The organism is Haloferula sp. A504 (assembly GCF_044385805.1).
Lineage (GTDB): Bacteria > Verrucomicrobiota > Verrucomicrobiia > Verrucomicrobiales > Akkermansiaceae > Haloferula.
On sequence record NZ_JBISBU010000012.1, the window covers coordinates 88,125 to 110,464 of the forward strand.

22 protein-coding genes are annotated in these 22,340 nt (G+C 64.5%); 15 read left to right on the forward strand and 7 right to left on the reverse strand.

Features of this window, described 5'->3' with window-relative positions:
- The first annotated feature begins 133 nt into the window (after positions 1-133).
- Both ACG2LG_RS08440 and ACG2LG_RS08445 read left to right on the forward strand, forming a co-directional pair.
- Positions 134-718 (forward strand): RES domain-containing protein, encoded by a 585-nt coding sequence (locus tag ACG2LG_RS08440; protein ID WP_396258076.1) that lies wholly within the window; start codon positions 134-136, stop codon positions 716-718.
- A gap of 61 nt (positions 719-779) precedes the next feature.
- The gene (locus tag ACG2LG_RS08445) at positions 780-1,160 is read left to right on the forward strand and encodes an MbcA/ParS/Xre antitoxin family protein (RefSeq protein WP_396258078.1); all 381 of its coding nucleotides are present in this window, start codon (positions 780-782) and stop codon (positions 1,158-1,160) included.
- A gap of 467 nt (positions 1,161-1,627) precedes the next feature.
- Here the strand turns inward: ACG2LG_RS08445 and ACG2LG_RS08450 are convergent, their stop codons facing one another.
- Complete coding sequence (locus tag ACG2LG_RS08450) at positions 1,628-1,858, reverse strand: hypothetical protein (RefSeq protein WP_396258080.1); 231 nt, start codon at positions 1,856-1,858, stop codon at positions 1,628-1,630.
- A 9-nt stretch (positions 1,859-1,867) separates the two neighbouring features.
- A complete protein-coding gene (locus tag ACG2LG_RS08455; RefSeq protein WP_396258081.1) occupies positions 1,868-3,253 on the reverse strand; it encodes an aldehyde dehydrogenase family protein in 1,386 nt (461 codons plus the stop codon).
- Between the two features lie 54 nt (positions 3,254-3,307).
- Here ACG2LG_RS08455 and ACG2LG_RS08460 point away from each other — a divergent pair, with 54 nt between their 5' ends.
- The 4 genes from ACG2LG_RS08460 (at position 3,308) to ACG2LG_RS08475 (ending at position 6,849) form a co-directional block, all read left to right on the forward strand.
- The gene (locus tag ACG2LG_RS08460) at positions 3,308-4,810 is read left to right on the forward strand and encodes a phytoene desaturase family protein (protein ID WP_396258083.1); all 1,503 of its coding nucleotides are present in this window, start codon (positions 3,308-3,310) and stop codon (positions 4,808-4,810) included.
- A complete protein-coding gene (locus ACG2LG_RS08465; RefSeq protein ID WP_396258085.1) occupies positions 4,810-5,913 on the forward strand; it encodes a glycosyltransferase in 1,104 nt (367 codons plus the stop codon). Before ACG2LG_RS08460 ends, ACG2LG_RS08465 begins: the two co-directional genes overlap by 1 nt.
- Positions 5,903-6,379, forward strand: coding sequence for a hypothetical protein (locus ACG2LG_RS08470; protein ID WP_396258087.1), 477 nt, complete (start codon positions 5,903-5,905; stop codon positions 6,377-6,379). The genes ACG2LG_RS08465 and ACG2LG_RS08470 overlap by 11 nt, the downstream gene beginning before the upstream one ends.
- 176 nt (positions 6,380-6,555) lie before the next feature.
- Positions 6,556-6,849, forward strand: a complete 294-nt coding sequence (locus ACG2LG_RS08475) for an RNA recognition motif domain-containing protein (protein WP_396258089.1) — start codon at positions 6,556-6,558, stop codon at positions 6,847-6,849.
- A 166-nt stretch (positions 6,850-7,015) separates the two neighbouring features.
- On the opposite strand, the gene ACG2LG_RS08480 is transcribed toward ACG2LG_RS08475, so the two are convergent.
- The 5 genes from ACG2LG_RS08480 to ACG2LG_RS08500 all read right to left on the reverse strand — a co-directional run bounded on the left by ACG2LG_RS08480 (position 7,016) and on the right by ACG2LG_RS08500 (position 11,179).
- Positions 7,016-7,678, reverse strand: a complete 663-nt coding sequence (locus ACG2LG_RS08480; protein WP_396258090.1) for a cbb3-type cytochrome c oxidase N-terminal domain-containing protein — start codon at positions 7,676-7,678, stop codon at positions 7,016-7,018.
- A 5-nt stretch (positions 7,679-7,683) separates the two neighbouring features.
- Positions 7,684-7,857: a hypothetical protein gene (locus ACG2LG_RS08485; protein WP_396258092.1), complete on the reverse strand. Its 174-nt coding sequence runs from the start codon at positions 7,855-7,857 to the stop codon at positions 7,684-7,686.
- A 3-nt stretch (positions 7,858-7,860) separates the two neighbouring features.
- Positions 7,861-10,386, reverse strand: a complete 2,526-nt coding sequence (gene ccoN / locus ACG2LG_RS08490) for a cytochrome-c oxidase, cbb3-type subunit I (protein ID WP_396258094.1) — start codon at positions 10,384-10,386, stop codon at positions 7,861-7,863.
- 27 nt (positions 10,387-10,413) lie between these two features.
- Positions 10,414-10,572 (reverse strand): hypothetical protein, encoded by a 159-nt coding sequence (locus tag ACG2LG_RS08495; protein ID WP_396258096.1) that lies wholly within the window; start codon positions 10,570-10,572, stop codon positions 10,414-10,416.
- Positions 10,573-10,666: 94 nt separating this feature from the next.
- The gene (locus ACG2LG_RS08500; RefSeq protein ID WP_396258097.1) at positions 10,667-11,179 is read right to left on the reverse strand and encodes a hypothetical protein; all 513 of its coding nucleotides are present in this window, start codon (positions 11,177-11,179) and stop codon (positions 10,667-10,669) included.
- Positions 11,180-11,816: 637 nt separating this feature from the next.
- On the opposite strand from ACG2LG_RS08500, the gene ACG2LG_RS08505 reads away from it, so the two are divergent.
- The 9 genes from ACG2LG_RS08505 (at position 11,817) to ACG2LG_RS08545 (ending at position 22,323) form a co-directional block, all read left to right on the forward strand.
- Complete coding sequence (locus tag ACG2LG_RS08505; protein WP_396258099.1) at positions 11,817-12,221, forward strand: hypothetical protein; 405 nt, start codon at positions 11,817-11,819, stop codon at positions 12,219-12,221.
- Positions 12,222-12,913: 692 nt separating this feature from the next.
- Positions 12,914-13,834, forward strand: a complete 921-nt coding sequence (gene rsmH / locus ACG2LG_RS08510; RefSeq protein ID WP_396258101.1) for a 16S rRNA (cytosine(1402)-N(4))-methyltransferase RsmH — start codon at positions 12,914-12,916, stop codon at positions 13,832-13,834.
- Positions 13,831-14,175: a hypothetical protein gene (locus ACG2LG_RS08515; RefSeq protein ID WP_396258103.1), complete on the forward strand. Its 345-nt coding sequence runs from the start codon at positions 13,831-13,833 to the stop codon at positions 14,173-14,175. The genes rsmH and ACG2LG_RS08515 overlap by 4 nt, the downstream gene beginning before the upstream one ends.
- Before the next feature lie 3 nt (positions 14,176-14,178).
- The gene (locus tag ACG2LG_RS08520; RefSeq protein ID WP_396258105.1) at positions 14,179-16,113 is read left to right on the forward strand and encodes a peptidoglycan D,D-transpeptidase FtsI family protein; all 1,935 of its coding nucleotides are present in this window, start codon (positions 14,179-14,181) and stop codon (positions 16,111-16,113) included.
- The gene (locus ACG2LG_RS08525; RefSeq protein WP_396258106.1) at positions 16,110-17,612 is read left to right on the forward strand and encodes a UDP-N-acetylmuramoyl-L-alanyl-D-glutamate--2,6-diaminopimelate ligase; all 1,503 of its coding nucleotides are present in this window, start codon (positions 16,110-16,112) and stop codon (positions 17,610-17,612) included. The genes ACG2LG_RS08520 and ACG2LG_RS08525 overlap by 4 nt, the downstream gene beginning before the upstream one ends.
- On the forward strand, positions 17,609-18,970 hold the full coding sequence (gene murF / locus ACG2LG_RS08530) for a UDP-N-acetylmuramoyl-tripeptide--D-alanyl-D-alanine ligase (RefSeq protein WP_396258108.1): 1,362 nt from the start codon (positions 17,609-17,611) through the stop codon (positions 18,968-18,970). Before ACG2LG_RS08525 ends, murF begins: the two co-directional genes overlap by 4 nt.
- Complete coding sequence (gene mraY, locus ACG2LG_RS08535) at positions 18,970-20,190, forward strand: phospho-N-acetylmuramoyl-pentapeptide-transferase (protein WP_396258110.1); 1,221 nt, start codon at positions 18,970-18,972, stop codon at positions 20,188-20,190. Before murF ends, mraY begins: the two co-directional genes overlap by 1 nt.
- Positions 20,190-21,488, forward strand: a complete 1,299-nt coding sequence (gene murD, locus ACG2LG_RS08540) for a UDP-N-acetylmuramoyl-L-alanine--D-glutamate ligase (RefSeq protein WP_396258112.1) — start codon at positions 20,190-20,192, stop codon at positions 21,486-21,488. The genes mraY and murD overlap by 1 nt, the downstream gene beginning before the upstream one ends.
- A 13-nt stretch (positions 21,489-21,501) precedes the next feature.
- On the forward strand, positions 21,502-22,323 hold the full coding sequence (locus ACG2LG_RS08545; RefSeq protein ID WP_396258114.1) for a LysM peptidoglycan-binding domain-containing protein: 822 nt from the start codon (positions 21,502-21,504) through the stop codon (positions 22,321-22,323).
- The last annotated feature ends 17 nt before the right edge of the window (positions 22,324-22,340 follow it).

Genomic DNA, 22,340 nt, shown 5'->3' on the forward strand with positions numbered 1-22,340 from the left:
GATCCGCACTCGCGGCCCTCAGCTTCTTGAAAATCTGTTCCGAGGTGTGTCGTTTTCTTTTCATCATGAGAGTCTGCGCTTTGCCGGGGTACGCGACGAGATGCCCGGACTGAACTTCGATGATCGCTGAACCGTGAAGTTTTTTCCTGATCGCCGGAAACTGTTGGACCGACTCAGAAGCTGTGGAGCGGCGCTTCAGACCCGCGTCGAACGTCGCGTCTATCGTTTTGTGAAACCGCAGTACACCAGCACTGCGGATCAGTTCGCGGGTATGGGGGCGAGGTTTGCCGATGGCAGGTGGCTTTTGCACGGCGGAAGACTGGTAACCTACACCTCGCTCTTGCCAGAGACCGCACTGTCCGAAGCACTGGCGGCGAACCGCTACTATGGCTTTCCCGACGAGCGGGCCGCACCTCTCGTTTTCGTGACGGCGGAGGTGAGGCTCCGGAATGTGGTGGATCTCCGGAACGGGTCGGTTCGTCAACGGCTCCGACTCTCGGAAGCGACGATCATCGAAACGGATTGGCGGGCGGACAACCTAAGGGGCCAAGAATCCATGACCGAGGCCTGGGGATGGGCGTTTGGCGAGTGGGGAGTCGAAGGCTTCCTGTGCCGAAGTGCCGCGGCTCGGGGCGGATCCAACCTGATCGTGTTTCCGGAGAATCTGCGCGCAGGCTCGCGGGTCAGGGTGCTGAATGAGGTGGAATGGCCTCGATGAAAAGCTGCAATATTGCAGGATTCCGCTTGTCGCGCCCGAGGCATGCTCGTAGCTTGAGGATATGAGCACGATGTCCATCAAGCGAAGAGCGACCGACAAGGAGCTGCGGGTCGAGAGCGGTCCGGCTCTGATGAAGTGGCGTCAGGCGCAGGGAATCCCCCGACCGCTGTTTGCGAAGATGGCCGACTTTTCAGAACGCAAGCTGGCGACCTATGAGAAGGCCCTGACCATTCCCCAGCCCGTGCGCCGTCCGATCAAGGAGACGGTCCGCTTGATCCAAGCGCTGCGCGAACTGGCCGACGACGATGCCACGCTCAGGGACTGGCTTGAGCGCCCGAACCCCGCTTTCGGCAAGCGCCCGCCCTTGAAACTGATCACGGACGGCGAATCCGACGTCATCTGGCAGATGGTCCATCAGATCCGACAGGGGGCGTTTTCGTGAGATTCGGCCATCGGTTGCAATCGAAGTGACGAACCTCGGAGGGGGGCGAGTTTCGGAGGTCCGAGGATTCCCTGGCAGTCAGTATGGACCGGGAAAACGGAGATGGTTTTCCGCCATGTTCAATGCTCGAAGAAACTTCCGGCAAGATGCCGAGTGCTGCGGGCGAGGCCCAGCCTACGCCAAAACCACGAGGACATTGACTTCGCCTCTTTCAGGGCGTCGAAGCCCGACTACGACGACTCCAAACTCGGCAAGGGTGCCGTGGCCTGGATCTACGTGCGCCCGTTTACGGGCCAATACCTGTTTTACTACCTCTGCATGCTCGTTCCGCCGGTGGTGTTCACCTTTTTCGCGATTCTCACACGGGTCACGGAGCAGGCTCCGGGGTGGCGAGTCATTCAGAACACTGTTAGATGCTTCCGGAAACTCACCGCCGCTCCGGCTGTAAGTCGGGGCGGCGTGATATTTTACCGTCGCTCCCACTCATACCCCTTCCGGTAGCCGCGGGCGAAGTCTTCGGCCTCTCCGCCGGAATACTCGGCCTCGTAGCGGGACGGGGTGCACGACAGGCCGGCAGCGGCGTCGGCACCGCCCTTCATGACTCCCAACTTGTAGCCGCGGAGCGTTTGTTCGCCGCCGACGTTGCCGCATTGGCAAAGAAAAAGGGAGGCGAGGGCGAGAAGCAGGGGGGATTTCATGCAGCGATGCTAGCGAAGAAATCGCCGGAGTCGATCCAGCAGGTTGCCGTACGGAGGAGGCTGGAAAAAGGGGTCCTTCCACTGCGGCCGCCGCATCACCGGGCGGGTGAGACCGAAGGCTTCGAAGCCGGCCCGGCCGCGGTAGCGCCCGTGGCCACTGGACCCCACGCCGCCGAAGGGCAGCTCGTGATTGAGCGCCTGCTTCATCACGTCGTTGATGCAGGCCGATCCCGAGCGCACGCGGACCATCAGTTCGTCGGAGAACTCCCGGTCGCCGGAGAAAATGTAGAGCGCGAGGGGCGAGGGCAATTGTGAGAGCCGGTCAACCAAAGTCGCCCGGTCGGAGTAGGGCAGGACGGGCAGCAGGGGACCGAACACCTCCTCCTGCATCGCGGGATGATCCCAGTCGACCCGCACGCGGCGCAGCGCCAGTCGAAGGGCGTCTTCATCGTCCTCCCCGAAGGCTTTCACCTCGCCGGTCGCGAGGCCCCGCACCCGGTCGAAGTGATGCCGGTTGGGAAGACGTGCCAGGTCGCTTTTCATCGAGGAGCAGGCACTGGCCATGAAGCCGTCGAGGTGCTCGATGAACTCGTCGTATCGATCCTCCGGCACGGCGACGAAGTCCGGCGCGATGCAGGTCTGGCCGGCATTGAGGAACTTGCCGTTGCCGATCCGCTCCGCGGCAAGCTTCAGGTCGGCGGTCGAATCGATCACCGCCGGGCACTTGCCGCCCAACTCAAGGACGCAGGGCGCGAGGTGGCGGGCGGCGGCGGCGGCCACCTTGGTGCCGACCGTTTCGCCGCCGGTGAAGAAGAAGATGTCCCACGGCTGGTCGAGCAGCGCCGCACCAAGTTCGGCTTCGCCCTCGACGACGGTCATCAGGGCCGGGTCGCAGGCCTCGGCGACCAGCCCCGACAGCAGCGACGAGGTGGCGGGGCTGAGTTCGGAGGGCTTGATCGTCACGCAGTTCCCGGCGGCGATCGCGGCGATGGCGGGGCTCAGGGCGAGCTGGAGCGGGTAGTTCCACGGCGCCATGATCAGCGCCGTGCCGAAGGGCTCGCGGTGGATGCGGCTGCTTGCCGGAAGGAAATAGAAGGGGTGTCCGGCCCGCCGGGGTCTGGACCACGAGGGAAGCTTCTTGATGGCCAGGCGCAGATCGGAGCGGAGGAACTGGAACTCCGCGAGCCAGGCCTCGACGGGGGGCTTGCCAAGGTCCGCCCGGAGGGCGTCGAGAAGCTCGTTTTCGCGTTTTTCGAGAGCCGCCAGCAGGGATTTCAGCGTGTCGAGACGGGCGTCCAGGGGACGCGTGGCCCCGCGGTCGAAGTGGGCCCGCTGACGGCGCCGGGTCGACAAGGCCAGCGCGGCCCAATCTCCTGTCTTGCGTTCCTCCGACATGCGTCGAATCTAGCATGTCGGCGCGAGGGAGCACGCCCTTGCCGAAGAAATCTGATGAAGACGGACAAGGGGAACATCGTGGTGATCGGGGCGGGCCTCGGAGGCCTTTCGGCAGCCATTTCGCTGCGCGCGAAGGGATACGAGATCGAGATCGTCGAGAAGAACGCGCAGGTCGGCGGAAAGCTGAACGTCCAGGAGATCGACGGCTTCACCTTCGACCTGGGTCCCTCGATCTTCACCTTGCCGCAGATTTTCGAGGATCTCTTCCAGCGGGCCGGGAAGAAGATGAGCGACTATGTCGAGTTGACGTCGGTCACCCCGCACTGGCGGAACTTCTTCGAGGACGGACTCGTGCTCGACCTGCTCGAGGATCCCGAAGAGATGCGCAAGGAACTCGGCAAGCTCGACGGACGGGCCGAGGATCACTGGAAGGATTTCCAGAGCTTCCTCGCCTACGGGCGGAACCAATACCGGATCATCGACGAGGGCTACTTCGACGCCGGCCTCGACTCGACCTGGGAGATGATCCGCCACTACGGGCTGTTCGGCCTGTTCAACGGGATGGACTGGAAGCACTCGATGTCGGAATCGGTGGCCCGGCATTTCCGCAGCCAGCACCTGCGATGGATCTTCGAGTATTTCATCAAGTATGTCGGCTCGTCGGCCAAGGATGCGCCCGGCTACATGAACATGATGTCGCTCATCCAGTTCGACCACGGGCTCTGGTATGTGAAGGGAGGCATGTATGAACTCGCCCGCGGACTCGAACGACTTGCCGCGGATGTCGGGATCAAGATCCGGCTGAATACTCCGGTCCGCGAGATCGCCAAGGAGGGCAAGCGCGTCACCGGGGTGGTGCTCGACGACGGTTCCGTGCTCTCCGCCGGCCACGTGGTCTGCAACATGGAGGTGATCCCCGCCTACAAGCACCTGCTCAAGGAGGACGACCGCTTCATGAAGAAGTTGGATCGGTTCGCTCCGGCGTGCTCGGGCATCGTCCTGCATCTCGGCACCGACCGCATCTACCCGCAGCTGGCGCACCACAACTTCTTCTATTCGAAGGACCAGTCGAACCACTTCGACACCGTCTTCCAGAAGGGCGAACTGCCACCCGATCCCACCATCTACCTCGTGGCGCCGACCCGCACCGATCCGAGCAAGGCGCCGGAGGGTTGCGACAACATCAAGATCCTGCCGCACATCCCGCCCATCGATCCGGAACGCCCGCTGTCCGAGTCCGACTACGAGGCCTTTGCCGAGCGGGTGCTCGAGAAGCTCGAGCGGATGGGCCTCACGGACCTGCGCAAGCACACGGTGGTGCGCGACATGCTCACGCCGGTGGACATCGAGAAGATGTATCTTTCCAACCGGGGCTCGATCTACGGAGTGGTGAGCGACTGGAAGAAGAACAAGGGGTTCAAGGCGCCGAAACGGAGCAAGAAGTATGCGAATCTCTACTTCACCGGCGGCAGCGTGAATCCCGGCGGCGGCATGCCGATGGCGGTGCTCTGCGGCCAGAAGGTCTGCGACCGGCTGGTCGCCCACGACGGCGGGTGATGAGTGTGGCCATCGCGATTACCGCGTGGGTCGGCACGCTCGTCGCGCTCGGGTCGGCGGCCTTGCTTTTTGCCAGGATGCGCGGCCTGCCGAAGGCGGGCCGCCGCGACGATGTGCCGAAGGTTTCGGTGATCATCCCGGCCCGCGACGAGGAGTCGAACCTGTCCAAGCTGCTGCCGGCCCTGAATGCCCAGTCGCTTGCTCCGCATGAAATCCTCGTGGTCGATGATCAATCCGAGGATCGCACGGGGGAGATCGCCCGGGCCGCCGGGGCACGGGTGATCGAGGGACAGCCGCTTCCGGAGGGATGGTTCGGGAAGCCCTGGGCCTGCCAGCAAGGGGCCGATGCCGCGAGCGGCGATTGGCTGTGTTTCCTCGATGCCGACGTCGAACCCGAGCCCGATGCGCTGGAGCGTTTTGCGGCCCTGATGGACGAACGGACGGTGGTGTCGGTCTGTCCGTGGCACCGCATCGAGCGTCCCTACGAGGAGCTTTCCGTGTTCTTCAACCTGCTGATGATCGGTGGGATCGGGGCCTCGACCTGGGAGGGCGACGAGGCGCGGGGGATCGGGCTCTTCGGTCAAACCCTGCTCTTGCCGCGCGGCCTGTATCGTGAAGTCGGCGGTCATGCCGCGGTGCGGAAGGCGGTGCTCGAGAACCTCCACCTTTCGAAGCAACTCGAGGAGCGGGGCATCCGGAGGATCTGCCGGGTCGGGCGAGGCACCATCGCCATGCGGATGTTTCCCGCGGGTTTCGGGCAATTGGTCGAGAGCTGGAGCAAGGGGTCCGCGTCCGGGGCCGGGTTGTCTTCGCCCCGGGCCATCGTGCTGTCCTCGACCTGGATCACGGGGATGATGATCAACCTGGTGTCGACCGGGTTGATGCCGCTGGCCGAGGGGCTGCATCGTTCACTGGTGGGTCTCGCCTATCTGGTGCTGGCCATCGGTCTGCTGCCGCTCATGCGAAAGGCCGGGGGTTTTTCCTGGTGGAGCGCGCTGGCGTTCCCGGTGGGCCTGCTTTTCTATCAGGGGCTGTTGTTCCGGTCGATCATCCGTCAGCGGCGCGGAGCCATTACCCGATGGAAGGGGCGCGATGTGGCTTGAGCTTTCCAACTTCTGGGTGGCGATCCTGAACGTCACCGGCATTCCCGCCGCCCACTTCGGGCTGTCGTGGGCGTTCACCAGGATGCCCGCCGGCTGGTTCCGGCCCGACAGCATGATGTTCCGCGCGTGGCCTGGGGAATCCACCGGGTTCCACGAGCGGGTCTTCCGGGTGAAGGCGTGGAAGCACCTGCTGCCGGATGCGGCGGGTTGGTTCGGGGGCTTTGCCAAGCGCAGCCTGCGCGGCCGGGATCCTGAATACCTGGCTGTCTTCCGGATCGAGACCTGTCGCGGTGAGGCGGCCCACTGGGCCCAGTGGATCGTCATCAGCGCCTTCGTCGCCTGGACTCCCTGGCCGTGGGCGCTGGTGCTCCCGGTGTATGCCGCCCTTTCGAATCTCCCCTGCATCGTCCTGCAGCGTCACAACCGCCTGAGGCTGCAGAAGGTGCTGGGCGGGAATAATTTCTGAGAATCTTATCGCTTGAAGTCCTGCGGAGGGTTATGGGGCTGTTCTGGTTCGTGCTTCAGGCTCGATCAAGGCCTGAAGTTCAATCCCATGGATGCCCGCATCCGGTGGTGCGCGAGCGACCCGATTCCCGGGATCAGTCCGATGCGACGGCGCAGCGCGCGAACCACCGAATGAATATGAAAATGTATGTAGGCAACCTGTCGTTTCAGACGACCAAGCAGGAACTCGAAGACCTGTTCTCCCAGTACGGAACCGTCACCGACGCGCACCTCCCCGAGGATCGCGAGACCGGTCGGCCCCGTGGATTCGCGTTCATCACCATGGACAGCAAGTCCGCCATGGAGGATGCGATCAAGGCCCTCGACGGCACCGAGTTCGGTGGCCGCAACCTCAAGGTCAACGAAGCCAAGCCCCGCGAAGACCGCGGTGGCGGCGGCGGTGGTCGTGGTGGCTACGGCGGACGCCGCTGATCCCTCAGGCTCACTTTCCCAGGCGGCTCCCGGTTCTCCGGGCGCCGCCTTTTTCGATCCCGGGATCAGGCCCGAAGCCGGTGCTGCCGACGGGCCGGTGATTTGCAAAAAGCCCGCGGCACCTTCCGGCACCGCGGGCGATTCAAATCAAAGCGGAACGAAGGCCCTACTCGATGAGCTTGCCGTTCTCATCGAAGGTGGCGCCGGCGTAGTCGTCGGGGTTCTTCGAGATCAGGAAGGCGGTCAGTTGGGCGACCTGTTCGGGAGTGAGCATCGCACCACCCTTGGCGACCATGGGCACGCCGTTGTAGCCGCCACTGCCCTCGGGCGAGCCGTTGTTGATCATCTCGAAGATCGCCATCGGGGCCTTGCCGTACTGCCATTCGCCATCATTGAGCGGGCGGCCGGAGAGCGGGATGTCGCCCATCTTGGCATCGAGTCCCGTGCCGTGGCAGGCGATGCAGACCTGCATGTAGGTTGCTTCGCCGGTGGCCACGATTTCCGGGTCGGTGGCCCATTTCTCGATGAGGACCTGATCATTGATGCTCGCCAGGGCGTCGGCCAACTCCCCTTCCTTCCGCTCCTGGATGGCCTCCATCTTCTCGACGATCTTCTCGGAGTCCGTCTTGTAGGCATCGGTGTGGTAGTAGATCACCCAGTAGACGACGAACCAGATGATGGCGAAGTAGAAGGTGAAGAGCCACCAGTTGGGGAGTTTCTGGTCGAACTCCTGGATGCCGTCGTATTCGTGCTCGCGCAGGATGACCTCGCCTTTCTTTTTCGCAAAGGCGCCGCGCTTCACTTCGGATTCGGAATTTTCTTCGGACATGGGATTTAGCGGTCGGAATCGTTGAGGGGCAGGGTGGCAAGATACTCGCGTTCAGACTTCTTGAGACGCAGGGCGCGGATGGTGGTGACCACGAAGACGGCGAACATGAGGCCGAAGGCGATGATCGGGACGATGGTCGTCCAGTCCTCGTGGACCACGCGTTTGAACATTTCGGACATGGCTTAATCGGTGATGTTGGCGGTGTCTCCGGTTTCAGGTGCCACGGTGACCCCACGATAGGAATCGGGATCGAGCGGGGTGCCCTCCGGTGGGCCGTCCTTTTCGACGATCTTGTAGGTGCCGAGCTTCTGCATGTAGGCGATGAGCGCCACCACCTCGGTCTCGGAAATGTATTGGGCGAACTCGTCCTCGCCCATCTCGAGGCCGGCGGGTTGCAGCACCTTGGCCTTGGCCAGGCTCTTGCCGATCTCAAGCGCTTGGAATTGGGCCTTGTCGATGATGTCGTGTTGATTCATCGGCGGGTAGGGAACACCGAGTTGTCGTTGTTTGGCGATCTTGGTCGGCAGTGCCTTGAGGTCCGCCTTCTTCTCGAACAGCCACGGATAGGCCGGCATGTTGGAGCCTTCCGAAGTCTGGCGCGGGTTCATGAAGTGGTTGTAGTGCCAGACGTTGTCCCGGGCACCCGAGCGCATGTAGGTGTGGCCGTCGACGATATCACCGCCCTCGCGGGCGAGGTCCGGGCCGGTGCGCTTGGAGCCCCACTGGAACGGGTGGTTGTAGATGGACTCGCCGAGGTGCGAGAAGTCGTCCTTCTCGCCCGCACGGCCGTAGCGCATCACATCCGGCATGAGCATCCGGATCATCTGCGAGTGGCAGTTGTAGCAACCTTCGGAGACGTAGATGTCGCGTCCGGCGAGTTCCAGCGGCGTGTAGAGTTCCTGCAGGCGGCCCTCGACGTTCTCGTCGCGGTTGACGATGAGCGAGGGAATGATCTGCACCGCGCCACCGATCGCCACCGCGATGAAGACCAGCAGCGTGAAGGGCAGGTAGTTGTGGAGCAGGCGTTCATGCCAGTCGATCCACTTGGTGCCCCGGGTGCGGAAGCCATGCACGGCCTTGACGGCGAGCAGGGCCGTGACGATCAGCGCCGCGATGTTGGCGTGCGGGGGCAGGAAGAACCACAGGCAGAGGGTGAAGCAGCCGAGGATCGAGTAGGCGACGGGATCGTTGATCAGGGTCTCGCGGACCGTCATCGTGTCGTGTTTCTTGACCGGGACCGCAACCTCGACGGTGTCGTCGTGGGGTTGGCCGGAGCGGGCGGTCTTCCACAGGTTGATGGCGCACAGGACGAATCCGACGAGGAACAGCGTGCCGCCGATGGAGCGGAGGATGTACTGCGGCTGGATGGCCTTGAGGGTTTCGACGAACTCATACTTCAGCGTCGTGCCGCCTTCCGCGACCTCGCCGAGCATCAGGCCCTGCATCACGCCGGCCGTCCACATCGCGGCGACGTAGAGCAGGATGCCCACCGTCCCGATCCAGAAGTGCATGTTGGCCAGGCTGACCGACCAGAGCTTGGTTTTCCACAGGCGCGGCGCGAGCCAGTAGAACATGCCGGCGGCCATGAAGCCGTTCCAGCCGAGGGCGCCGGAGTGGACGTGGCCGATGGTCCAGTCGGTGTAGTGGGAGAGCTGGTTCACCGCGCGGATCGAGAGCAGCGGGCCCTCGAAGGTGGCCATCCCATAGAAGGTCACGCCGGCGGCGAAGAACTTGATCACCGGGTCGGTGCGGAGCTTGTTCCACGCGCCGCGCAGGGTGAGCAGTCCGTTGAGCATGCCGCCCCATGAGGGAGCCCAGAGCATCAGCGAGAAAAGCATGCCGAGCATCTGCAGCCAGCGCGGCAGGGAGGTGTTGAGCAGGTGGTGCGGGCCGGCCCAGATGTAGATGAAGACCAGCGACCAGAAGTGGATGATGGAGAGGCGGTAGCTGTAAACCGGGCGGTTGGCCGCCTTCGGCAGGAAATAGTACATGATCCCGAGGATCGGGGTCGTGAGGAAGAAGGCGACGGCGTTGTGGCCGTACCACCACTGGACCAGCGCGTCCTGGAGTCCGCCGAAGATCGGGTAGGAGTGGGTCAGGGAGGTGGGCAGCGAGAGGTGATTGACGATGTAGAGCATCGCCACGGTGACGATGGTCGCGATGTAGAACCAGAGGGCGACGTAGATGCTCGGTTCGTTGCGCTTGGCCAGCGTCCAGAAGAAGTTGATCGCGAAGATGACCCAGATCAGGGCAACGGCGATGTTGATCGGCCAAATGAGCTCGGCGTATTCCTTTCCGCGGGTGAGACCGGCGGGAAGGGTGATGGCCGCCGAGACGATGATCAGTTGCCAGCCCCACATGTGGATCTTCGACAGCAGGTCGGAGGCGGTGCGCACCTTGCACAGTCGCTGGGTCGAGTAGTAGACCCCGGCGAACATCATGTTGCCGACGAAGGCGAAGATGACCGCATTGGTGTGCAGCGGACGGAGGCGCCCGAAGGTGAGCCAGGAAATGCCGTCGGCCTGGATCGCGCCGAAGCTGATGGCTTCGAGAAACTTGCCGTTCATCTGCCACCACGAGAGCTGGGTGGCGCAGATGACGCCGACGAGCATGCCGACCAGTCCCCAGAGGACGGAGAAGAACATGAATTGCCGGACGGTCTTGTCGTCGTACTGGATGGTCGCGGTTTGCGTGGCGGGTGTGCTCATGGGAATCGAGGTCTTTTGGAAAAGGAATCAGGAGGAGGGATCGTCCGAGTCGTCGTCGCTGAAAGGCAGCAGCGAGTCGCGCTCCGGAGAGGAGTGGCGGGAACGTCGGAGTTCGCCGATGAAGCAGAAGATGAAGATGCCGGCGAGGCAGGTGCTGACAAGAATGGTCAGGGCGAGGACGTTCATTCGGTTGCGCGGAGGGAAGCGGATAGGGGGAAGGGAGTCCCCGCGTGTTTTGACGGGGATTGTGCGGATTTTATCAGAGAATATGCGGAGTCGATCAGGCGGCGCAGGAGGTGGCGGCCCATTCGAGGTAGGAATCCGCGATCAGCGAGGCGAGGCACTGCGGCGGGAAGCAATTTGGATTGAGGATCAAGTGGAAGGGTTCGATGCCCGCCAGCGGGCTGCCGATCGCCGCACGAAAGCCCTTCGGATCGGTGGTGAGGACACGGGTGGCTTCGGGGTGGTTGACGACGAAGCGACCGCGCTTGGCGAAGGCGGAAAGAACGCGGCGGATGCCGCAGGTGCTGGTGGGTTCGCAGGAGGGTTCCTGCTCGTCGATGCCGAGCATGCGCCGATATTCCTTGCTGGACGAAACGGCCCGAACGATCTCGGCATTGATGTGGACCCAGCGGGCGTCGTCGGCGTCGTCGAACTCGTTGAGCAGGTCCACAACCTTCCGGGCGCAGCCCTGAATCGGCGTGGCCCCGGTATCCACGAGAACATACGGAGAGCCCAAAAGGGTGGGATTCAGGAACCAGTGGTGGAGGGAATCGAGGACGCGCTGTTGCATGGCAGTATGCCTCGCACTGTCGATGATCCCGCCCGCACGGCGCTCCGCGCTCCCTCGTCAACTCTGCGCGAATTCTCGCGAAGTGGGTGGACCTGACGGCTTCCACGGAAGCGAGAGCGGGGAGGGGGCGCGTCCCGCTCTCGCGGATGACCCCGCCACAGGCCACCGCAGGAATCCGCCCCGGAAGTCACCCGGGGTCCGGACCGGGTAGGGGGGCGATTCTTGCATCCGGGGTTCTTCCCGTTGAAGTGTGGCGTCCGGACCCGCCCTGCGGTCGGATGCATCTCTCACGCGTCAGAAGTGCCGGCCAGTCAGGCCAATCGTACCCCGCCGTACACTCGCCCTTTCAAAAGTACACCAGGTGATTGAGAAAATGGCGAAAATGGGCTCTCAAGGCACCATGAATTTCAAAAATCAGAGCGTTTTGGCCTTAAAAATCTTAAAGAATCTTCTCGGAGGACACCCCAATAAACTTGTTAACCCATTGATTTTAAGTGATTAAACAGGAAGACTAAGAAAACTTCAATTTCTCTTGCGCATAAGGGTGTACTTTGGTGTAGTTCGAGGCACGTCAGCGCACTGACGCACCGCAATGTCCGCCCAAGGCAAAATTTACGAGAGTCACCACGACTACAAGATGGACCCGAAGTTTCGGGTTTCCGTCCCGGTGGCTTTCCGTCCCGACGGGGACGAGCCGGTGCGGCTTCAGGTTTCCAAGGAGCATGAGGAGCGGGTGGTGAAGGTGTTCAGCGTGGCGGCCTTCGAGGACAAGTTCCGCCAGATCGACGAAGCCGACATGCCGCGCGCCAAGAAGACCCGGCTGGCCGGTGCGCTGCGGATGACCTCGAAGGAGGCATCGATCAGCAGCCAGGGGAAGCTGAGCGTCCCCAAGGACTGGGCCGAGGACATCGGCCTGAAGGCGGACGGACCGGTCAAGGTCGCCGGCCGCGACAGCTACTACATCATCTGCTCGGAAGACAGCTTCCGGCGCATCGTTGAGGCCGACCTCAACATGGACGACGACGAACTCGGCGTTCTCTGATCCCACGAATTTACACCCAAACGAACGACGACATGCTGTTCGCCCCACCAACCCCGGCATCCGGATCCACGCATCCGGTGGCACCCACCGCCGCGATCGCGCCGGTGTCGGGGTTGGGCGTTTTTTCCACGAGGTTCGGAGCATTCGGGACAGTGCTCCGCGCCACGCTACAAACGGTTGTCCGCTCCGGTTTCCATGGCTGGTTTGCGGAGCGGCGACCGCTGTTTTTCCAGGCTGAGCGGAAGGAGTTTCTCGGGACAGTACTCCTTTCGCCGATCAAACTGCGTTCCCGTGCCGGTTTCCATGGCTGGTTTACGGCACGGGACGCAGCATCGGATTTCAACAAAGGACCCCGCGCCGCTTTCGGGACATCGCGGCACGGGGAACATCAGACGGTCGCACGCTCCGGTTTCCATGGCTGGTTTGCGGGGCGTCGACCGGGGCTTTTCCAGGCTGAGCGGAGGGAGCAAATCGGGACAGCGCTCCTTTCGCCGATCAAACTGCGTCTCCGTGCCGGTTTCCATGGCTGGTTTGCGGCACGGGGCGCATCGATTTTCAACACAGGACTCCGCGCGGCTTTCGGGACATCGCCGCGTGGGGGACAACAGACGACCTTGCGCTCCGGTTTCCATGGCTGGTTTGCGGAGCCTCGGTCGGGGCTTTCAGAAAAGGGAGACCGCTATCATGTGCCGGTGCTGCCCGGGGAGACCTGCGAATGGATGGCGGCCGGTCCTGGTCGCTTCATCATCGACGGCACCCTCGGCGGCGGCGGTCACAGCGAGCGATTCCTCGAAGCCGGCGCGGAGGTGCTGGGGATCGACCGCGATCCCGAGGCGCTGGCGCATGCGCGGGAGCGGCTCGGTCGTTTCGGTGCGCGCTTCCGGACGTGGGAAGGCAACTTCGCCGACTATTTCCGAGACAACCCCGGGGTCCAGGGGGGAGAGCAGGCCGATGGTCTGCTCCTGGACCTCGGGGTGTCGTCTCACCAGCTCGACGCGCCGGAGCGCGGCTTCTCGTTCCAGAAGGACGGGCCGCTCGACATGCGCATGGGGCCGTCCGTCGAACGAACCGCCGCCGAGGTGGTCAACGAATGGCCGGAGGCCGAACTCACCCGGATCCTCCGCGAGTTCGGTGAGGAGCCGCAGACACGCCGGATCGTGGCGGCGATCACCCGCCGTCGTCAGGAGCGTCCTTTCGAGACGACGCTCGACCTGGCCGACTGCATCGAGAGCGAGATCGGGCGCCGGGGTCGCACCCATCCGGCGACGCGGACCTTCCAGGCCATCCGGATCGCGGTGAACGATGAGCTGGAATCATTGCGGCAGGCGCTCGAGCGATCCGTGGATTGTCTCCGGCCCGGCGGACGTCTGCTGGTCATCACCTTTCACAGCCTCGAAGACCGGATGGTCAAACAATTCATGCGGGATCGATCGGAGCCATGGCTGGATCGGCCCGAGTGGCCCGAGCCACGACCCAATCCCCGCTGGGCATTCCGGCTTCCCCAACGCAAGGCGATCGCACCCAGCGACGCAGAAATCCGAGTCAACCCGCGGGCCCGCAGTGCAAAACTGCGGGTCGCTGAGCTTCTGGACCCCGACACTCCCCGACCATGAACCGCCGCCGTTCTTCTGAATCCAAGCCTCACACCGCCGCCTTTGTCGCGCTGATCCTGATGGTCGTCGTCGGCACCTTCGGCGGTGCGATGCACGCCATCTATCGCAACGGCCAGATCAAGGCCGAGCGCGAAATCGTCAAGACCCGCGAGCGCATCGAGGAGCACCAGCTCGACATCCAGATGATCGAGGTGAGGAAGGAACGGGAGCTCGACCGCTACGAGATCCGCCTCCAGCTGGAACTCTACAACTCGGCGCTGGTGGCGGTCGGCCACGGCATCGTCGAGAAGGTTCATCCGCTTCCCCGGCCCGAAGATCCGCCGGTCGCCCTGCGGCCCTGACCCATGTCGTCGCGCGCCTTCCAGCTTCGCTGCCTGCTGCTGTGCTCGGTCCTGGTGACCGGGCTCAGTTTGCTTTCGGTAAGGCTGATCCAGATCCAGATCTGGGACCGGAAGAAGTATGCCGAGCGGGCCCGGGCGGCCTATGATCGCAGCGAGATCCTGCCGGGCTTCCGTGGCAAGATCGTCGATCGCCACGACGAGGTGCTGGCCAAGAGCATCGCGCTGAGCACCGTGATGGTGGATGCCAAGCTGCTCGAGGATCCGGTCGTGGTGGTGAGGGCCCTGGCTTATCGCGAGGCTTCGACCGAGGACGACTGGGCCGGGCTCGATGAAGCGGCCCGGGAAAGGAAGCTCAAGGCCTACCGCAGCATGATCCTCGAGGAGGAGGATCCCGAGATCATCGTGGCCAGGCACCTCGACCAGGTGGTCCGGACCCTGGCCCGGCCGCTGGGCCTGAGGACGGTCGATCTGCGGGAGCGGATCGAGGAGCCGATGTCCCGGGGCCGGCTCTATTTCGCGATTGCCAAGGACCTGCCCGAGGATGATGCCGACCGTCTGCGCCGGCTCATCGCGGAGAACCATCTCAAGGGCCTGCGTTTCGAGAATTCGATCCGCCGCTGGTACACCTCGCCCGAGCTCGCCACCCATGTGATCGGCTACACCGGCGAGGCCGAGGTCGAGGGCCCGAAAGGCAAGCCGGTGTTCCGCCAGGTCGGAAAGTTCGGGGTCGAGGCCGCGATGGAGGAATACCTGCGCGGGCAGGACGGCGTGTGGGATCACCTCAAGCTGCCGATGCCGGGTGAGGAAGGCAGCATGGTCCCGCCGGTGCACGGGCTGAACGTCCGCCTGACCCTCGACATGGGGATCCAGGCGATCGTCGAGGAGGAGCTGGATGCCGGACTCAAGGAGTTCATCAGCGGGCGCGGTTGCGTGGTCGTGCTCGACCCGGACAACGGCGAGCTGCTGGCGATGGTGAACCGCCCGCATTTCAATCTCAACTTCAAGAAGGGCCTCGAGCAGGGGGCGATGAACTACGCGCTCCAGGGAATCTACGAGCCTGGTAGTACTTTCAAGGTGATCGGGGTGGCCGGGGCTCTGAACGAGGGGCTGGTGTCACCGCTGACCTTGATCGACTGCGAGTGGGGACACTACGTGGAGGGAAGCTTGAGGATTCCCGACCACCACCCCTACGGCATGCTTTCGGTTTCCGACGTGCTCAAGAAGTCGAGCAACATCGGCGCCTTCAAGGTCGCCCGCCAGCTCGGCACCGGGCGGTTCTTCCGTTACGCCGAGGACTTCGGGTTCGGCGAGGAGACCGGCATCCTCCTCAGCGGTGAATCCGCGGGCATCGTCCGCAACACCAACAACCTGGTCGATTTCAGCCGGGCGTCGTACGGCTACGCGCTGAACGTGACGCCCCTGCAGGTCGCCGCCGGATACAGCGTGATCGCCAACGGGGGTGAGTGGATCCGCCCCCGGGTGGTCCGCTCGATCGTGGCGAGCGACGGCACGGTCATCGAGCGCTTCAAGCCGGAAGTCGAGCGGAGGGTCATCAAGGAGAGTGTGGCCGAGCAGCTTCGCGAGGCCTTGACGACGGTGACCGAGGAGGGCGGCACCGCCACTCGTGCGGCGGTCCCCGGGTTCAAGGTTGCGGGCAAGACCGGAACCGCGATCCGGATCGTCGACGGGCACTACCAGCATGGTCACTACACGGTGTCCTTCGCCGGCATGATGCCCGCGCAGGACCCCAGGTTCGTCTGCCTGGTGGTGGTGGACGATCCGCTCACGGAGGAGGTCTCCCGCTTCGGAGGAACGGTGGCCGCTCCGATCTTCTCGAAAATCGCCGGACGCATCGCGACCCATTTGAACCTGACCCCCACCGAACCGCTGGAGGAGGACGACGAGGAGTCGTCGCTGGCCGGCACCCACGAGCCATGACCCTGCGCGATCTCATTCCCCGGCTGCAGCGTCCGTTGGTCGATGGCGACCCCGGGGTCGAGGTGACGTCGGTGACCGCCGACTCGCGTTCGGCGGAGAAGGGCTCGATCTTCGTCGCCATCCGCGGCGGCAGCGTGGATGGTCGGCGCTTCATTCGTCCGGCCGTCGATGCCGGGGCGGTGGTGGTGGTGAGCGACGCCGCCCGGGAAACGGGAGATCCGACCGGTGTGGTGTGGATCCAGGTCGCCGATGTGCGCGCGGCCCTTTCCGCGCTCGCCGCCGCATTCGAGGGCGACCCCTCCGCCGATCTGAAGATGGCCGGGGTCACCGGGACCAACGGCAAGACGACGACCGTCTTCCTCCTCCATCACCTGATGAAGTCCGAGTGGCACCGCGCGGGAATGCTCGGCACCGTGACCATCGACGACGGTGAACGGCATGTCGAGGCGAGCCACACGACGCCCGATGCGGTCGCCTTGCAGGGAATCGTCCGCCGCATGCTCGACAACGGCTGTCGCGGGGCGGCGCTCGAGGTGTCGTCCCACGGCATCGACCAGAAGCGGGTTGCCGATCTGGCCTTTGACGCGCTGGTCTTCACCAATCTCTCGCAGGACCACCTCGACTATCACGGCACCATGGAGGCCTATGCCGAGGCGAAGTTCTCGTGGTTCGAGGCCACCGCGGCGAATCCCCGCGGCAAGAAGCCCGTGGCGGTGATCAACGGCGACGACCCGCGGGGCGTGGAGCTCGCCGAGCGGCTCGAGGGCCGGATGCCGGTGGTGCGCTTCGGCTTCGGCCTGCACAACGACCTGCGGGCGATCGATTTCCGGCAGTCGGCCCGCGGTCTGGAGTTCAAGCTCGAGGCCAAGGGTCGCAGCTATTTGGTGCGGGCGCCGCTGATCGGGCGCTTCAACGTGCTCAACGTGCTGGCGACGCTCGGTGCGGCGCGGGCGATGGGAATTTCGATGCGGGCGGCGGTCGCCGCGGTCGCCGACGCGCCCCAGGTGCCGGGCCGCATGGAGAACTGCGGCACCCGCGACCGGATCACGGTGTTCGTCGATTATGCCCACACGCCGGACGCGTTGGAGCATGCCTGCCGCACGCTCAAGGAACTTGAGCCGCGCCGGTTGCTGACCGTCTTCGGCTGCGGCGGGGACCGGGACCGCGGCAAGCGCCCGCTGATGGCCAAGGCGGCGGCACGCCACAGCGACGCCTGCGTGATCACCTCCGACAATCCGCGCAGCGAGGATCCCGAGGCCATCATTCGTGAAATCGAAGCCGGCATGGGAGGCGCGCGCCATCGCAGTGTCACCGACCGTGCCGAGGCGATCCGCATCGCGATCCACGCGGCCGGACCGGGAGACATCGTGCTGATCGCCGGCAAGGGCCACGAGACCTATCAGCAGTTCGCTGACCGGACCATCGACTTCGACGACCGCAATCAGGCCCGCATCGCGCTCGAGGAGCGTCCGGATCCGGAAAGGAGGAGTCGCTCATGAACCTGGTGGACGCGGCAACCCTGTCACAGGTCACCGGCGGATCGCTTGTCGGCGGGGATCCGTCGTGCACGGTTTCCGGGGTCTCGACCGATACCCGCACGATCCAGCCGGGTGACCTCTTCGTCGCCCTGCGCGGGGAGCGTTTCGATGGCAACCAGTTCGCCGCCTCAGCGGCGGCCGCCGGAGCCTCGGTCCTGCTGGTGGAACGCTGGGAAGGTGAGATGCCCGCAAGTGCGGCGGTGGTGCAGGTGGCCGACGGGCTGCTGGCCCTCCAGCGCCTGGCGCACTGGCATCGCCACCGTCTCGACCTGCCGGTGCTCGGCATCACCGGCTCAAACGGCAAGACCAGCACCAAGGACTTCGCCCGGGCGGTCCTTTCCCGCCGCGGACCGGTCCTGGCGACGAAGGGGAACCTCAACAACCACATCGGGGTGCCGCTGACCGTGCTTTCGATCGACGATTCGCACACGGCGGCCGTGGTCGAGATGGGGATGAACCATGCCGGTGAGATTGCGCCACTGTGCGAGATTGCGATGCCGCGCTTCGGCATCATCACCAACATCGGCACCGCTCACATCGAGAACCTCGGCAGCCGCGAGGCCATCGCCGAGGAAAAGGGGGCGCTGGCGCGGGCGTTGCCCGGAGATGGCACCCTCTTTGTGCCGGCCGGCTGTGATTTCTTCGACTACTTCAGATCCCGTACCAAGGCCCGCGTGGTGCCGGTCGGGAACGGTCGGGGGTTGATCCGTGCCGAGAACCTGGCGCAGGCCGACGGCCGCACCCGTTTCACCCTGGTGATCGAGGATGACTCGGCCGCGGAGGTCGACCTTCCGGTCCTCGGACGCCACATGGTGAAGAACTCCCTGCTCGCCGCCGGCTGCGGATGGGTGCTTGGCATGGATGCGGAGGAAATCGCCGCCGGTCTGTCGTCCGCCTCCCTGACCAGTGGCCGCCTGCGCCAGTATGAGTCGGGCGGGGTCATCGTTTTCGACGACACCTACAACGCCAACCCCGAGTCGATGGCCGCGGCAATCGAGACCCTGGCCGAAACGCCGCTTCCGAACGGCGGGCATCGCTACGCGGTGCTCGGGCCGATGGGCGAACTCGGTTCCCACGGCCCCGCCGCCCATCGCGATGTCGGCCGGCTCGCCGCCGAGGCCGGGGTGATCGTGATTGCCGTCGGCGAGGCTGCCGCAGGTATCGCCGAAGGCGCGAATGCCGATCTGATCGCCGACCCCGCGGAAGCGGCCACCGAGATTGCGCGTCGCACGAGGCCGGGTGACGCCGTGCTCTTCAAGGCGAGCCGCAGCGCCGCCATGGAACAAGTGATGAACCAGGCCTTTCCTCCCCAAGACTGATGCTCTACTGGATTTACGAATGGTGGCATGAAGCCTTCAAGGCCGAGAACCAGGCCAATGTGGAGGGCTGGGCCCATACCTTCAGCTTCCTCAACCTGCTGAAGTACATCACCTTCCGCGCGGCTTTCGGCTGCCTCCTGGCCTTCGTGCTCAGCGTGATCGCCGGCCCGCGTGTCATCCGCCGGCTGATCTCGCTGAAGGTCGGCCAGCCGATCCGCACGGCCGACGAAGTACACAAGCTCGCCGAGCTCCACGGCGGCAAGGTGGGAACCCCGACCATGGGCGGGGTGCTCATCCTCGGTTCGGTGCTGATCACCGTGCTGGTCTGCGCGCGGCCGTTGAATCCCTTCGTCGCCGTCTGTGCCTGCACGATGGGGGCCATGGGACTGCTCGGCTTCTGCGACGACTACGCCAAGGTCAAGGCTAGGAACTCCGACGGCATCAGCGCGCGGGCCAAGCTTTTCTGGCAGTTCCTGATCGCGCTGGTCGCGTCGTGCTTCATCTTCTTCAAGCCCGAGATCTCGGGTTTCGGTGCGACCATGGCGGAGATGGCCGACCCGAAGACGGCGCCGGGCTTCCGTCTCGGCGAGCTCCCGCTGCGGATCAGTGAGGTGACCTTCCCCCTGATCAAGGCGCCGATCATCGACATCCACTGGCTCATCATCCCGTTCTTCGTGGCGATAATCATCGGCTGCTCGAATGCCGTGAACCTCACCGACGGGCTCGACGGGCTCGCGACCGGGTGCACGATCACCGTTTCGCTCGCCTACGGCATCCTCGCCTATCTTGCGGGTCACATGTTCATGGCCACCGATTACCTGACGATTCCCTACAATCGATTCGTCGGCGAGCTCGCGGTGTTCCTGATGGCGCTGGCCGGTGCCGGATTCGGATTCCTCTGGTACAACTGCCATCCGGCCAAGGTCTTCATGGGGGACACCGGTTCGCTGGCCATCGGCGGCGCGCTCGGCACGGCGGCCATCTGCGTCAAGCAGGAGCTGCTGCTGGTGATCATCGGCGGCGTCTTCGTCATGGAAGCTCTCTCGGTGATGCTCCAGGTCGGCAGCTTCAAGCTGCGCCGCAAGCGGATCTTCGCGATGGCGCCGATTCACCATCATTTCGAGCTGCGTGGCTGGCATGAAAGCCAGGTGATCATCCGCTTCTGGATCATCTCGATCATGCTCGCCCTCTTCGGCCTCGCCCTTCTCAAAGTCGTCTGATGACCCTCTCCGGAAAACGCGTGAACATCCTCGGTGCCGGCTCCAGCGGCCGGGCCGCGGCGGCGCTCGCCCTGCGCGAGGGGGCGGACGTGCACGTGTTCGACGGCCGCGAGAGCATCGATGTGCCGGTCGAGGGCGCGACCCTTCACCCCGGCACCACGCCCGAATCGGCGGAGCCGGGTGATCTGCTCGTCGTCAGCCCCGGGGTGCCGACCTTCGGCAAGCTGGTGGCGGCCTTTTCGAGGGTGGCGGGCGAAACCATCGGCGAGATCGAGCTGGCGAGCCGCTACTATGAAGGCCGTATCATTGCGATCACCGGAACCAACGGCAAGACGACCACCACCGAGCTCGTCGAACGGGTCGTGAAGGCCTCCGGTTTCACCACCGTGGCCTGCGGCAACTACGGCACGCCGGTCTGCGAGGTGGTGATGCGCGACCCGGTACCGGAGGTGCTTTCGCTCGAGGCCAGTTCCTTCCAACTCGAGACCGTCGCCTCGTTCCGGCCCGACGTGGCGGTGTGGTTGAACTTCGCGCCGGACCACATGGACCGCTACGAAACCGTCGAGGACTACCGCGCGGCGAAACTGCGCATCTTTGAAAACCAGCGGGCCGGAGACCTGGCCGTGGTGCGCCATGGCGAGCCGCTTCCGGAACTGGCGGCGGAGGTGGTGACCTTCTCGACCGAATCCGGCGATGCGGATTGGTTCTCGGATGGCCGGCGCATCCTCCATCGCGGCGAGGAAATTCTGGATCTGCACGAGGGCACGCACCTGCGGGGCATGCACAACGCCGAGAACGCCATGGCGGCGATCGCGGCGGGGCTTGCCGCGGGTGCCGATCGTGATGCGGTGGTGCGTGCCTTCCACGGCTACGCGCCCCCGAGGCACCGGTGCGAGCTGGTTCGCACGCTCGACGGCGTCGAGTGGCTCAACGACTCGAAGGCGACGAACCTGCACGCGCTGGAGAGTGCGCTCCGCTCGCAGGACCGTCCGCTCGTCCTGATCGCCGGCGGCAAGGAGAAGGGACTCGACTACACGCCGCTGCTGCCGATGCTGCGCGAGCGCGTGCAGGCGGTGGTGACCTTCGGCCAGATCGGGGCGGCGCTTGCCGAGACCCTCGGTTCGGCGGTGTCGACCGAATGCGTGCCGACGCTTGCCGACGCCGTTCCCGCCGCCCGCGGCCGCGCCGTTCGCGGCGGCACCGTTCTTTTTTCGCCCGGCACCTCGTCCTTCGACCAGTTTGGAGGCTACGAGGAACGCGGCGACACTTTCTGCAGACTCGTCAAGGAACTCCTTTAACCACCCTGAAATCATGAGAACACAACGCCTGACCGTGAAACGACGCTCGGCCCGCAAAAGGGGGCTGACCACGCTCTTCGCGAACGTCGCGAGGAAGAGGAACAAGCGGCATCGTGCCGCCACCACCGCGAGTAGCGCGGATTTCGAGGGCGACGTGCCGAACCTCGGCATCGCCCGTGCCCTGATCGTCATCCTTGCCATCCATGTGGTGGCGATCGCCGGCATCTTCTTCCACAGCCACTGGCTCGAGGGGGAGAACGACAAGATGATCCAGAAGCCCGCCGCCAAGCCGGTCCAGCCGGCGGCTCTCGCCGTAGTGGCCGATGAGCCCGACCTGCCGAAGATCCGCTCCGGCGACTCGCTCTACACCGTTGGCACGGGAGACACCTATGAAGGCATCGCCTCACGCTTCGGCATCGACGAAACCGAGCTTCGTTCGGCCAATGACAACATTCCGCTGCGCCAGGGCCGCTACCTGCGCATCCCGCCGAAGACCATCACCGCGGTCGAGCCGGCGGAATTTGCCGAGATCCGTGCCGGTGGGCAGCCGACCCGCGTCGAGCCGGTGGCACCGGTCGTGCAGGAGACCGGGTCGTCCGCGCCTCCGGCAGCCGGACTGGTCGTCACCGATGCCGCGCGCCAGGTCGATGCCCGGGCGGCGGGCGAGGACGTTCCGGACAGCACGACTTCTACCGGGGGCTACAAGGTCAAGCCCGGCGACACCTTCTGGGCGATCGCCCAGAAACACGGCACCTCGGTTGATAAACTCATGGCCCTGAACGGTATTGATGATCCGAAGCGCCTGCGCGTCGGCATGGACCTGAAGCTTCCCTGAGTAAGAGCTGAAATGCT